The organism is Variovorax sp. 770b2 (genome assembly GCF_900115685.1).
Classification (GTDB): domain Bacteria; phylum Pseudomonadota; class Gammaproteobacteria; order Burkholderiales; family Burkholderiaceae_C; genus Variovorax.
This window is the reverse complement of the sequence record NZ_FOXJ01000008.1, coordinates 189020-202097: the sequence shown is the minus strand read 5'-3', so window position 1 is coordinate 202097 and position 13078 is coordinate 189020. Positions and strand designations below refer to the sequence as shown.

Here is a 13078-nt window from a genome sequence, read left to right as displayed (position 1 = left end):
GGCCCGGCGAAGCCGGTTCCGTGGTGTTTCTGGAATGAATGAGGTTGCCCATCGATGACTGACAACAATCGCAGCGCGCCGGTGCTCTCGCTGAGCGCGCTCGGCAAGGACTACGCAGCGCCGGTGCTGGACGACGTCTCGATCGTGCTGAACGCCGGCGAAGTGCTCGCCCTCACGGGGGAGAACGGCGCCGGCAAGAGCACGCTGTCCAAGATCGTCTGCGGCCTGGTGCAGCCCACGCGCGGCCAGATGCTGCTGGACGGCAAGCCCTTCCAGCCGGGCTCGCGCCGCGATGCCGAGCGCCTGGGCGTGCGCATGGTGATGCAGGAGCTGGGCCTCGTCACCACGCTGTCGGTGGCCGAGAACCTGCTGCTCGACCGGCTGCCCAACAAGACCGGCTGGATTCGCAAGGCCAGGCTGCACGAGCTGGCCGCTCGCCAGCTCGCCAAGATCGGCATGGAGAACATCGACCCGGCCACGCCCGTCGCGCGGCTGGGCATCGGCCAGCAGCAGATGGTGGAAATCGCGCGCAACCTGCAGGACGACACGCGCGTGCTGGTGCTCGACGAGCCCACCGCGATGCTCACGCCGCGCGAGACCTCGCACCTCTTCGAGCAGATCGAACTGCTGAAGGCGCGCGGCGTCGCGATCGTCTACGTGTCGCACCGCCTGGAAGAACTGCAGCGCATCGCCGACCGCGTGGCGGTGCTGCGCGACGGCAAGCTGGTGGACGTGCGCGCCATGGCCGGCGTGCGCGAATCCGAACTGGTGCAGCGCATGGTCGGCCGTGCGGTGCACGAGCACGAAGGGCGCGAGCGCCGCGTCGCCGGACCGGTGCTGCTGAGCGCGCGCGGCCTCGGCCGGGCACAGATGGTGCGCGATGTCGACCTGGACCTGCACGCCGGAGAAATCATGGGCTTGGCCGGCCTGGTCGGATCGGGCCGGACCGAGCTGGTGCGCCTCCTGTTCGGCGCCGACCGCGCGGACCGCGGCGAAATTTCCCTCTACGACGCCAAGACCGGTGCAGAGCCGGTGCAGCGCGTGCGCAAGGGCTGGCGCTCGCCGATGCAGGCCATTCGCGCCGGCATCGGGCTGGTCACCGAAGACCGCAAGTCGCAGGGCTTGCTGCTCACGCAATCGATCCGCGTCAACGCGACGCTCAGCGACCTGGGCGCGATCTCGCATGCCGGCTGGCTGCAGCGCGCCAAGGAGCGCAGCATCGCGCGGCAACTGGTGGAGCTCTTGCGCATCCGCTCGCGCAGCATCGAGCAACCGGTCGCCACGTTGAGCGGCGGCAACCAGCAGAAGGTGGTCTTCGCGCGCTGGCTGCACCGCGAATGCAAGGTGCTGCTGCTCGATGAACCCACGCGCGGCGTGGACGTCGGTGCGCGCGCCGACCTCTACGCCGAACTCGACCGCATGACCGACGCCGGCAAGGCGCTCCTGATGGTGTCCAGCGACCTGCGCGAACTGATGGCGATGTGCGACCGCATCGGCGTGATGAGCGCGGGCAAGCTGGTCGCGGTGTTCGAGCGCGGCGAGTGGAGCGAACAATCGCTGCTCGCCGCTGCCTTCAGCGATGCCACGGGTCGTCCCGCTCACGTCACTTCGCCCACGCCCACCACGCCCCTTTCCGATTCGAACCCGGCCCAACCGGCCACTGCCGAGACACCATGAACGCAGCCGTCCCGACAACCAATCCGCGCACCTCCGCCCTCAAGGGCCAACTGGGCACCTACCTCGGACTCACAGTCGTCCTGGTGGGCATGATCGCGCTCTTCGGCTCGATGAGCGAATACTTCCTCACGCGCGACACCTTCATCTCGATCGCCAACGAGATCCCCGCGCTCGCCGTGATGGCCGTGGGCATGACCTTCGTGCTGATCATCGCGGGCATCGACCTGTCGGTCGGCTCGGTGCTCGCGCTCAGTGCGGCGGTAACGGCGGCGGCCATCCTCGAATGGAAGCTCTCCGTTCCTCTGGCGGCCGTGCTCGGCCTGGCCACCGGCCTCATCTGCGGCACGGTGACCGGCGCGGTGTCGGTCGCCTGGCGGCTGCCCAGCTTCATCGTCTCGCTGGGCATGCTCGAAGCGGTGCGCGGCGGCGCGTACCTGGTGACCGATTCGCGCACGCAGTACGTGGGCGACGCCATCTCGGGCCTGGCCGCGCCATGGATCGGCGGCATCTCCGCCGCCTTCGTGCTCGCGGTGGTGCTGGTCATCGTCGGGCAGATGGTGCTCACGCGCACGGTGTTCGGCCGGCATGTGGTGGGCATCGGCACGAACGAAGAGGCGATGCGTCTCGCGGGCGTCGACCCGCGGCCGATCCGCATCATCGTGTTCGCCGTCACCGGTCTTCTCGCAGGGCTTGCGGGCCTCATGCAGTCGGCGCGCCTGGAAGCGGCCGACCCGAATGCGGGCGTGGGCATCGAGCTGCAGGTGATCGCGGCCGTGGTCATCGGCGGCACCAGCCTCATGGGCGGACGCGGCTCGGTGGTCAACACCTTCTTCGGCGTGCTCATCATCGCGGTGCTCGAAGCGGGCCTGGCGCAAGTGGGCGCGAGCGAACCGAGCAAACGCATCATCACGGGCGCCGTGATCGTGGTTGCGGTGATCATCGACACCTTGCGCCAGCGCCGCGCGGACCGCCGCCTGGCCTGACACCTACAGGAACGAGGAACAAGCCATGGCCACCATCAAGGACGTCGCGCTGCGCGCGGGAGTCTCCGTCACCACCGTCTCGCACGTGGTCAACGACACGCGCCATGTGAGCGCCAAGGGCCGCGAGCGCGTCGAACTCGCCATCCGCGAACTGGGCTACGTGCCCAACGCGATGGCGCGCAGCCTGAAGAGCAACACCACCTCGACGCTCGGGATGCTGATCCCGAACAGCTCCAACCCTTACTTCGCCGAGATCGTGCGCATCGTGGAAGACCGCTGCTTCGGCGCCGGCTACACGCTGGTGCTGTGCAACACCGACGACGAGCCCCGCCGCCAGAGCGTGTACCTGCAGGTGCTGGCCGAACGCCGCATCGACGGGCTGATCGTGGTGTCCACGGGCGACGACGACTCGCTGGTCACGCAACTGCAGGGCCTGCGCATTCCCACGGTGCTGGTAGACCGCGAGATCGCCGACCCGAGCTGCGACCTGGTGGAAACCGCGCACATGCAGGGCGGCCTGCTCGCGGTGCGGCACCTGCTGTCGCTCGGCCACAAGCGCATCGCCTGCATCGGCGGGCCGGTGGGCCTCACGCCCAGCGAGCAGCGCATCGAAGGCTGGCGCATGGCGCTGGCCGAGGCCGGCACGACGCCGAACGCCGATGCGCTGCTGTGGCGCGGCGGCTTCACCAGCCAGAGCGGCTACGAAGCGATGCACGCCATCCTGCGCACCGAGCATCCGCCTTCGGCGGTGTTCGTCTGCAATGACCTGATGGCCATCGGCGCCCTGCGCGCCGCGCATGAAAGCGGCGTGCACGTGCCCGACGAGCTCTCGATCGTCGGCTTCGACGACATCGAACTCTCGGCCTACACCAGCCCGCCGCTCACCACCGTGGCGCAGCCCAAGGAGCGCATCGGCGCGCTGGCGGTCGACATGCTGCTGGAGCGCGTGGGCGGCAAGCGGCGCGATGCGCGCAAGGTGGTGCTGCAGCCCGAGCTGCGCGTGCGCGCCTCGACCGCGCGCCATGCGAGCTTTCGCGAGCCCAGTGCGCCCGGTGCGCCCGCGCCTTCTTCTTCGGCGTCCGCCTCCGGCGCAGCGCCTTCAACGGAAAACCGAAAGTCCCGCACGCCGTGAGTTCGAAGCCTTCTTCCCTCAGTCCCGAGCCGTCGCCGGCGCCTCCGCGCATCGTGGTGCTCGGCAGCCTGAACATGGACCTGGTGCTGCGCGTCCCCCATGCACCGGCCGCGGGCGAAACCCTGCTCGGCCATTCGATCGCCAACATCCCCGGCGGCAAGGGCGCCAACCAGGCCGTGAGCTGCGCGCGCGAAGGCGCCCAGGTGCGCATGATCGGCTGCGTGGGCGACGACGCCCATGGCCGCGCGCTCCGCGAATCGCTGGCGCGCGACGGCATCGACACCGCCGCGCTGCGCACGGTCGATGCCGAGCCTACCGGCACGGCGCTGATTCTGGTGGAAGACAGCGGGCAGAACCGCATCGTGATGATCCCCGGCGCCAACGCGAAGGTCGAGATCGACGAGGCGGCCCTCCGCCAGCAAGTGAAGGGCGCGGCCTTTCTCGTGACGCAGTTCGAGACGCCGATGGACCAGGTCGCACGCGCCATTTCGGTGGCGCACGAAGCCGGCTGCAAGGTGCTGCTCAACCCGTCGCCGGTGCAGGCGATCGCCGAGCCGCTCTGGCCGCGCATCGACACGCTGGTGGTCAACGAGATCGAGGCCCAGACGCTGTGCGGCCAATCGGCCGACAGCCCGCAGGACGCCGCGCTGGCCGGCCAGGCCCTGCGCGCCAAGGGCATCGCGCGCGTGGTCGTCACGCTCGGCGCGCGCGGCGCAGTGGCCGTCGATGCGGACGGCGCGCGCCACCATCCCGCGCCGAAGGTGCAGGCGGTCGACACCACCGCCGCCGGCGACACCTTCCTCGGCGCGCTCGCCGTGGCGTTGGGCGAAGGCCAATCGTTCGACCAGGCCGTGCGCCTGGGCATCCGCGCCGCGGCGCTCTGCATCCAGCAGCCCGGCGCCCAACCCTCCATTCCGCAGCGCGACGCCGTGCTGCAAAGCCCCCTGCCTCCCGACTGGATCACGCTGTGAAACGCTCTCCTCTGCTGCATGCCGAACTCTCGCAAGTGATTGCCGCGCTGGGGCATGGCGACATGGTGGTCATCGGCGATGCGGGGCTGCCGATTCCCGATGGCCCCAGGCGCATCGACCTGGCGCTCACGCCCGGCATTCCGCGCGTCGCGGACGTGCTGAAGGCGGTGCTGTCGGAGATGCAGGTGGAGCGTGCGCTGCTGGCGCGCGAGGCGCTGGAGCAACTGCCCGCCGGAGCGCTGCCCGCATGGTGCGAGGGCCAGCTGGCCGTGGTGCCCGAGACGATCTCGCACGAAGAACTCAAGCGCCTGAGCGCACGCGCCAAGGCCGTGATCCGCACCGGCGAATGCACGCCCTACGCCAACATCGTTCTTTGTTCGGGCGTGACCTTCTGAGGCCGCGGCAGCTTCAGTCCAGCTTGCGTTGGCGCACCAGCGGCCCGATGCGCTCGATGCGGTTGGTCCAGAGACCGCCGTGGTAGCCCGCCGGCAGCTGCGCGAGCGCCTCGCTGCTGTCGATGCCGCTGTTGAAATCGCCGCCCGCGTACGGGCCGACAACGACCAGTTGCGTGCCCACGGCCGCCAACCGCTTTTGCAGCCGGTGCGGCCAGCCCCAGAGCCACGGCGCGACATTGGCGGGCACCAGCATCAGGCCGGCACGGCAGGCCTCGGGCACGTGGCCGGACCAGCCCAGGGCTTCATAGCGCAGCAGGCATTGCACCAATGCGCCGCGCGGTGCCACGCGAATCGCCGGGAGTGCCTGCCTGAGTGCGCCGACCGGCTCGTCGCTGCCATACACCAGCAGGCGGCCCAACGCGTCCGCATCGAGCGCGGCGAGGTGGCGCGCGAGCAGCCGGCCCTCCTGCGCGTCGCGGCTCTTCATGTGAATGAGAAAACGCTGCGAGGGAAAAGCGTCCAGCACCTGCGACAGGCTGGGCATCAGCCCGATGCCCTTGCCGCGCAATGGATAGGACCTGCCGCCGTCGGCCGTATAGCCATGCCCCACGTCCAGCGACTGCAGTTGCGCCAGCGTGTGGTCGCGCACCACGCCGCGGGCTTCGGTGCGGCAGTCCAGCGTCCAGTCGTGGAACACCGCGAAGGCGCCGTCGCGCGTGGGATGGACATCGAGCTCCACCATGTCCGCTCCGGCGTCGAAGGCGGCGCGCATCGAGGGCAGCGTGTTCTCGATCAGCGTGTGCGTGGGCGCGTGAATGCGCGCCGCGGTACAGGTGTCGTTGCGCAGGTCCTGTGTGTCGAAGGTCTGGTGCACACCACGGTGCGCGAGCAGGAAGGGCGGCACGTCCGCGGGCTTGACCCAGCGCGACTCGTTGCCCAGGAAGAGCAAGGCCGCGATCACGGGCAGCGCAAACGCCACCCCGCGCAGGACACGCCGCATGCGCCCCTTCTTCATTCGAAGCGGTAGTTCGCCCCCACGGCCTGCCCGACCTTGAGCATGTATTCGACGCCCTGCACCACGATGCAGTTCATGCCGAAGGTGATGCCTCCATCGACGCGCGCATCCGCGCGGTAGGTGCGCAGCACGTTGCCGACCTCGGGGCTGCTGAGGGCGGTGGCCGGGTCGATGTCCGGAATCGGGCAGCGCGTGCAGGGCTTGACCGGCTTGAGCTCGGCCTCGCCTTCGCCGGTGGCGACGTGCAGCGCATCGACGCGGTCCTCGTCATGCGCCTCGATGCCGGCCAGCACGATGTTGGGCCGGAAGCGTTCGATGCCGACGGCCTCGTGACCCGCCGCCGCCAGCCGCTCGTTGAGCTCGGCCAGCGAGCCTTCGCTCGCCACCAGCAGCGGATAACCGTCGGCGAACTGGTTCAGCGCCTCGACGCCATCGGTCCACTTCAGGCTCGACAGGCGCTTGTGCTCGGGGTCGAAGCGCACCAGCCGCAGGGTCTGCGGCTTGCCCGGCTCGGAGAGGAAATCGCTGAACCACTGGGCGGCGATGTCGCCCATGTCGTAGGCGGCCACTTCGTCTTTCCACACACGCACGCGCACCGGCTTCTCGACGCGGTCGAAGGCCAGGTGCAGGGCCAGCATGCCGGGGGCGCGCAGCACCACTTCCATGTGCTTCATCTGCGGCTTGATGAGCGCCATGCGCGGAATCTGGCGCTGGGTGACGAATTCGCCGTTGTCATCGACCACCATCCAGGCCCGGTCGAACTCCAGGCCTGTTTCGGTCAGCAGCATCTCATTCAGCTCGACACCGGCACACGACTTGACGGGGTAGACGAACAGGCGCGCGATGGTGGCTTCGAGGTCGAAAACGGGCTGCGACACGGTGGGGTTCCTTGGATCCTGGGAAAGCGACCGCGATTGTCCCGCATCGCGGCCGGGGCGGGTCTTGGCGTTCCGGCGCGAATGGCGTTAAAACCGCGCGGTACGCCTTTGTCCCCATCCCTTGGAGAAAGCACCCGCATGGCAGAAGACCTGAGCGAACAGCAGATTCCGATGACCGGGCAGGTCCTGATGCCCACGGGCCTCGCGGCGCTGGTGCGGATTCCGATTCCCGGCACCAACCTGTGCATCGAGCTGGACCCGCGCGGCTGGGTGCCCAAGGGCGGCTCGACCTCGACGCTGTTCTTCCAGGACATCAAGGGCAAGAAGCATCTGCGGCTGGACTACGGCTTCAACGTCAAGACCAACTCGGTGAACTACCACTGGAACGCCAACAACGCCACCGGGCATTTCGGCTACGGCGACCACCAGCCCGCGGGCGCGGCGGGCAAGTACGTCTACCAGGCGGCCAAGTATTTCAAGTGGGGCGGACGCATCATCGGCATCGTGGGCATGTCGCTGGATGCGGTTTCCGTCGTGCAGTCGGACCGGCCGATGCGCCGCGCCACCGAGGTGGTGTCGGCCTGGGCGCTGGCGCGGGTCGGCTGCGTGGCGGTGGGCGAATACGGCGCGGGCGCGGGCGTGGCGGGCGGCCCCTACGGCATCGCGGCGGGCGGCATCGGCGGCTGCCTGATCGGCGGCATCGCGGGCTACTGGGCCGGCGAGAAGATGGCGCAGGCGGCCTTCATCGTCTACGACTGGGCCGACGAGACGGTCTTCACGCCGCTGCTGCGCGCGGCCGAGTTCGAGGTCAACGCCTTCGTGAACGAGCTGGGAACGCCGCGATGGTAGGCCGCATCGGGCTGCACATGGTGCGCGCCAACCTGCCGCCGGCCCTGGAGCTCGGGCAGCTGGGCGTGGGCCAGTCGATGCTGCTGGTGCAGATGGACGATGCGGACGACGACGCGCTCGACGCGCTGCACCTGGCCACCGCCGAAGCCTTCGCGGCGCTGGGCCGCGTCACCTTCCTGGAAGACGTGGAGCGGCCCACGCTCGGCACGCTGTGGCGCAAGTTGTGGAGCCCGGGGCACCACCGCAGCGACGGCGCCGAATGGACGCCCGAGGAAGACGGCACGCGGCACCGTCGCATCGTGCTGCGCAGTGCATTCGGCGCGGCGGGCGCCGTGGGCACGGCGCCGGTGGAGCTGGGGCTCACGTCGACCGTCCGGCCCGAGGTCGCGCTGCGGCTGTTCGAATTCTCGGGATGGTTCCAGGGCGCGCAGCTGGTGCTGCTGTCGACGGCCGCCGCGCCGGGCGTGGACGACCGCTTCATCTGCGGGTTGGCGGCCGAGAAGAACTGGTCGGTGCTGGATGCGCTGCCGGTCGAGGACAAGATCTCGGCCGCGGCCTTTCCCGGCGTGGACGGCGCGCTGATGGGCGTCATCGCGCTCGGGGACACCGAGGCGCACGCCATCGCCGACGCGCTGACCGAGCGCTTCACGGCGCACGGCCTGCCCTGGCAGGTGCATCCGCCGGCCGAAACGCTGTCGCGCTACGGCCACGCGCCGGCCCAGGGCGCCTGACGGATCGGCCCCTCGCCGGGCGGGGGCGCGGGAACGGGCGCACAACGCAACTCCTACAATCGTCCGATGGCCCTCCCCCCAGAAGTTTGCATTCGCGGCGCCGGCATCGTCGGCCGCACGCTGGCCCTGCTGCTCGCACGCGAACGCGTGCGCGTGGCGCTGGTGGTGCCGCCCGCCACGCCGGGCAAGCAGGACATCCGCGCCTACGCGCTCAACACCGCCTCCCGCACCCTCCTCGAATCGCTGCGCGCCTGGCCCGATGCGGCCCACGCCACGCCGGTGCGCGAGATGCTGGTGCATGGCGACGAAGGCGGCCGCGTGCAGTTCAGCGCGGCGCGGCAGAAGGTCGATGCGCTGGCGTGGATCGTCGATGTGCCGGCACTCGAGCAGCAACTGGCCGATGCGGTGCGTTTCCAGCCCCAGATCGAGGTCGTGACCGAGCCCGTGCCCGCGCCGCTCACCGTGGTGTGCGAAGGCAAGGCCAGCGCCACGCGCGAGGCGCTGGGCGTGAGCTACGAGGTCACGCGCTATCCGCAGCACGCGGTTGCGGCGCGCCTGGAAGCCGAGCAGTCGCACGACGGCATCGCGCGCCAGTGGTTCAACGACAAGGGCGAGGTGCTCGCGCTGCTGCCGCTGGGCGGCACGCACGGCAAGACGGTCGCGCTGGTGTGGTCGGTCGACCAGCTGCGCGCCCCCGCGCTGCTCGCGCAGGGCGACGACGAATTCAATGCCGCGGTGAGCGAGGCCAGCCATGGCGCGCTCGGTGCGCTCAAGCTCGCGAGCGAGCGCGCGGCCTGGCCGCTCGCGCGCGCCATCGCCGACCGCTGGACCGGCGCGATGCCCGGACAGCCGAACCAGTCGTGGGCGCTCGCGGGCGATGCCGCCCACACGGTGCACCCGCTCGCGGGCCAGGGCCTGAACCTCGGGCTGGCCGACGCGGCCGCGCTGGCCGAGGTGATCAAGACCCGCGACTACTGGCGCAGCGTGGGCGATGCGCGGCTCCTGCGCCGCTACGAACGCGCCCGCCGCGCCGACGTGCTGCAGATGAGCCTTGCCACCGACGGCCTGCAGCAACTCTTCTCGCACAACCTGGGTCCACTTCCTGCGTTGCGCAACTGGGGCATGCGCGGCTTCGACCGCACGCGCCTGGTCAAGCACTGGATCACCGCGCAAGCCATGGGCTTGAAGGCATGACGCCACACATTCGAATCGAACGGACTTCCCGATGACTCTCGCACGCAACCTTCTTCTCGCCGCCTGCACGCTGGGTGCGGTCCTGACCGCCACCGCCGGCGAAGCCGAGATCCGCAAGAACCTGCCCTCGCGCATCCCGCAGTTCCCGCCGATCGAGGAGATCACCAAGACGCCCCTGCAGGGCATCTACGAAGTGCGCGTGAACGGCGCCCAGATCTTCTACACGGACGAGCAGGGCAACTACCTGATCCAGGGCAACCTGATCGACGTGAACACGCGCCGCAACCTCACCGAGGAGCGCGTCGAGAAGTTGAGCGAGGTCGCCTTCGACAAGCTGCCGCTGCAGGACGCGATCAAGATCGTGCGCGGCAACGGCAAGCGCAAGCTGGCGGTGTTCGAAGACCCGAACTGCGGCTATTGCAAGCGCTTCGAGAAGGACATGAAGACGGTCAACAACGTCACCGTGTACCTGTTCCTCTACCCGGTGCTGGGCGCCGATTCGACCGTCAAGTCGCGCGACATCTGGTGCAGCAAGGACAAGGGCAAGGCCTGGGGCGACTGGATGGAAACCGGCGCCAAGCCCACCACCGCGGCAGGCAGCTGCGACGTGACCGCGCTGCAGCGCAATGTCGAGTTCGGCCGCAAGTACAACATCACCGGCACGCCCACGCTGATCTTCACCAACGGCACGCGCACGCCGGGTGCCATTCCCGCAGAGCAGGTCGAGAAGCAACTCGCCGCTTCCGCCAGCTGATGGCGACGAAAGCCGTTTCCCGGCGCGCAGCCGGCGCGTCCGCTGCGGGCGTGCGCTATCGCATCGAATGCGCGGACCTGCATGCGCATCTCTTTACCGTCGCGCTGACCATCGATGCACCCGCCGCGCTGCAGCGCGTGACGCTGCCGGTGTGGATTCCGGGCAGCTACCTGGTGCGCGAGTTCGCCAAGAACCTGCAGGGCCTGCGCGCCACGCAGGGGCGCCGCAAGCCCGCGCTCACGCAGGTCGACAAATGCAGCTGGCTGGTCGATTGCACACCGGGACAGCCGCTGGTGCTGCACTACCAGGTCTGTGCATACGACAACTCGGTGCGCACCGCCTGGCTGGACGCCGAGCGCGGCTTCTTCAACGGCACCAGCCTGTGCCTGCGCGTCGAGGGGCAGACCGATGCGCCACATGCGCTGGAGATCGTCGCCCCTGCATCGACGGCCGATGGCGGCGCTTGGTCGTGCGCCACCGCGCTCGTGCCCTCCAAGATCGACAAGCAGGGCTTCGGCAGCTACCAGGCGAGCGGCTACGACGAGCTGGCCGACAGCCCCGTCGAAATGGGCGCCTTCTGGAGCGCCGAGTTCGACGCCTGCGGCGTGCCGCACCGCTTCGTGATCGCGGGCGCCGCGGCCTCGTTCGACGGCGACCGGCTGATCGCCGACACCCAGGCCATCTGCGAGGCAGAAATACGCTTCTGGCACGGCGACAAGGCCGGCAAGCGCGGCGGGCCGAAGCTGCCGATCGACCGCTACGTCTTCATGCTCAATGCGGTGGACGACGGCTACGGCGGGCTCGAGCACCGCCACTCCACGGCGCTCATCTGCAACCGCCGCGACCTGCCGCAGCGCGGCGAAAAGAAAAAGCAGCCCGAGGGCTACACCACGCTGATGGGCCTCATCAGCCACGAGTACTTCCACACCTGGAACGTCAAGCGGATGCGGCCGGCGGAGTTCGCCCGCTACGACTACAGCCGCGAGAACTACACGCAGTTGCTGTGGTTCTTCGAGGGCTTCACCAGCTACTACGACGACCTGCTGCTGCGCCGCGCGGGCCGCATCGACGATGCGGCCTACCTGCGGCTGCTCAACAAGACCATCAACCAGGTGCAGCAGACGCCGGGCCGGCTCGTGCAGCCGGTGGCCGACGCGAGCTTCGACGCCTGGGTCAAGTACTACCGCCAGGACGAGCAGACGCCCAACAGCACGGTGAGCTACTACACCAAGGGCGCGCTCGTGGCGCTGTGCCTGGACCTCACGCTGCGCCATGAAGGCAAGGGCTCGCTGGACGACGTGATGCGCCACCTGTGGACGCACAGCAGCGGCGGACCGATCAGCGAAGCGGATATCGCGGCCGCGCTCGAAGCGGTCAGCGGTCGCTCGTATGCGCTGGAGCTCGCGCGCTGGGTGCATTCGACCGAGGAGCTGCCGCTCGCGCAGTTGCTGCGCGCGCATGGCGTGGCGACGCTCGAAGACCCGTCCCAGCAGGCGCAGGTGCTCGGCCTGCGCGTGGCCGAAGCCAACGGCAGCGTGCAGGTGAAGGTGGTGCTGCGCGGCGGTGCGGCCGAGAAAGCCGGGTTCTCCGCGAACGACGAGTGGATCGGCATCGAGCTGCCCGCCAGCGGCAAGAAGAAATCTGCGCAGGCCTGGCGCATCGCCAAGCTCGACGACCTGGCGCTGTACCTGGGCGATACGACCAAGTTCACGGCCATCGTCGCGCGCGACCGCAAGTTGCTGCGGCTGCCGCTCACGCTGCCGGCGGGCGTGACCACCTGGCGCCTCTTCGCGCACGACGCCGCGAAGGTCACCGGCTGGTTGGCCGGCTAGTCGACTTTTTCGGTCGCCGCGGGCTGCTGCCGCACGAACAGCATCGGCTGCGGCTCGCCCACCAGCACGCAAGGCTTGCCGGTGCGGCGGCAATGGTCCTGCACGCGCCAGTAGGCGCCGTGGCTCACGCAACCCGTCTGGCAGATCACGAGATCGGCGGCGCGCAGGCCCGCTTCGAGCGCGGGGTCGTCGGCATCGTCGCCACCGTCGTGATGCAGGTAGCGCCCACCGGCGATTTCAACCAGCTGGCGCGCGAGCGAGGGCGCCTCGTCCTCGCGGCCTACGCACAGCACGGCCTTCTCGCGCAGGTCGGCGGGCGTCTCGGGTGTCTCGGGCGCGAACGGTATCTCGTGGCGCCGGCTGGCCGGCGACAGCAGTGCATGCAGGCGCTTGGGCAGCGCACCGCCCACGGCCGCGCGCGCCGCGAGTTCTTCGCGCACCATCGCGATGGCCGAATCGCGCGCCACCAGCGCGCCGCGCAGGCGAACGACCTGCGCCTCCAGCCGCTCGATCAGCGCGGCCTGTTCGGCCAGCAGGCGCGAGCAGCGCTCCTGCACCCGGGCATACGCCCGCAGCAACACGGCATGTTCTTGCATCGGGAACTCCATGCGGCCATTCTAGATGAGAGCAATTCTCAATTGGAAGGCCATGGGGTGTCAGCAGCCAA

Annotated in this window: 13 protein-coding genes; 10 read left to right on the top strand and 3 right to left on the bottom strand. The window is 69.5% G+C overall.

What is annotated here, in order from left to right:
• Positions 1-54: 54 nt before the first annotated feature.
• The 5 genes from BM133_RS30395 to rbsD are packed head-to-tail and all read left to right on the top strand — an operon-like array spanning position 55 to position 5158.
• Positions 55-1677 (top strand): sugar ABC transporter ATP-binding protein, encoded by a 1623-nt coding sequence (locus tag BM133_RS30395; RefSeq protein WP_093442512.1) that lies wholly within the window; start codon positions 55-57, stop codon positions 1675-1677.
• Entirely contained in the window at positions 1674-2660 is a 987-nt protein-coding gene (locus BM133_RS30390) for an ABC transporter permease (protein WP_093442509.1), read from the top strand. The genes BM133_RS30395 and BM133_RS30390 overlap by 4 nt, the downstream gene beginning before the upstream one ends.
• Positions 2661-2685: 25 nt before the next feature.
• Positions 2686-3792, top strand: a complete 1107-nt coding sequence (locus BM133_RS30385; RefSeq protein WP_093442507.1) for a LacI family DNA-binding transcriptional regulator — start codon at positions 2686-2688, stop codon at positions 3790-3792.
• A complete protein-coding gene (rbsK, locus tag BM133_RS30380) occupies positions 3789-4763 on the top strand; it encodes a ribokinase (protein WP_093442504.1) in 975 nt (324 codons plus the stop codon). Before BM133_RS30385 ends, rbsK begins: the two co-directional genes overlap by 4 nt.
• On the top strand, positions 4760-5158 hold the full coding sequence (gene rbsD, locus BM133_RS30375; RefSeq protein ID WP_093442502.1) for a D-ribose pyranase: 399 nt from the start codon (positions 4760-4762) through the stop codon (positions 5156-5158). The genes rbsK and rbsD overlap by 4 nt, the downstream gene beginning before the upstream one ends.
• A gap of 13 nt (positions 5159-5171) precedes the next feature.
• Here the strand turns inward: rbsD and BM133_RS30370 are convergent, their stop codons facing one another.
• The gene (locus BM133_RS30370) at positions 5172-6158 is read right to left on the bottom strand and encodes a glycerophosphodiester phosphodiesterase family protein (protein ID WP_093442703.1); all 987 of its coding nucleotides are present in this window, start codon (positions 6156-6158) and stop codon (positions 5172-5174) included.
• A gap of 11 nt (positions 6159-6169) precedes the next feature.
• Positions 6170-7051, bottom strand: a complete 882-nt coding sequence (locus tag BM133_RS30365) for an MOSC domain-containing protein (RefSeq protein WP_093442499.1) — start codon at positions 7049-7051, stop codon at positions 6170-6172.
• Positions 7052-7189: 138 nt separating this feature from the next.
• Between BM133_RS30365 and BM133_RS35260 the strand changes: the two genes are divergently transcribed.
• The 5 genes from BM133_RS35260 to BM133_RS30340 all read left to right on the top strand — a co-directional run bounded on the left by BM133_RS35260 (position 7190) and on the right by BM133_RS30340 (position 12411).
• Complete coding sequence (locus BM133_RS35260; RefSeq protein WP_093442496.1) at positions 7190-7900, top strand: hypothetical protein; 711 nt, start codon at positions 7190-7192, stop codon at positions 7898-7900.
• On the top strand, positions 7894-8631 hold the full coding sequence (locus BM133_RS30355) for a hypothetical protein (RefSeq protein WP_093442494.1): 738 nt from the start codon (positions 7894-7896) through the stop codon (positions 8629-8631). The genes BM133_RS35260 and BM133_RS30355 overlap by 7 nt, the downstream gene beginning before the upstream one ends.
• Before the next feature lie 66 nt (positions 8632-8697).
• Positions 8698-9825, top strand: coding sequence for an FAD-dependent monooxygenase (locus BM133_RS30350; RefSeq protein WP_093442491.1), 1128 nt, complete (start codon positions 8698-8700; stop codon positions 9823-9825).
• A gap of 31 nt (positions 9826-9856) precedes the next feature.
• Positions 9857-10579, top strand: coding sequence for a DsbC family protein (locus BM133_RS30345; protein WP_093442489.1), 723 nt, complete (start codon positions 9857-9859; stop codon positions 10577-10579).
• Positions 10579-12411 carry a M61 family metallopeptidase gene (locus BM133_RS30340; protein ID WP_093442486.1) on the top strand — a complete coding sequence of 611 codons (1833 nt, stop codon included), beginning with the start codon at positions 10579-10581 and terminating at the stop codon, positions 12409-12411. The genes BM133_RS30345 and BM133_RS30340 overlap by 1 nt, the downstream gene beginning before the upstream one ends.
• Here the strand turns inward: BM133_RS30340 and BM133_RS30335 are convergent.
• Positions 12408-13007 (bottom strand): DUF2325 domain-containing protein, encoded by a 600-nt coding sequence (locus BM133_RS30335; RefSeq protein WP_093442701.1) that lies wholly within the window; start codon positions 13005-13007, stop codon positions 12408-12410. The genes BM133_RS30340 and BM133_RS30335 overlap by 4 nt on opposite strands.
• Between the last annotated feature and the right edge of the window lie 71 nt (positions 13008-13078).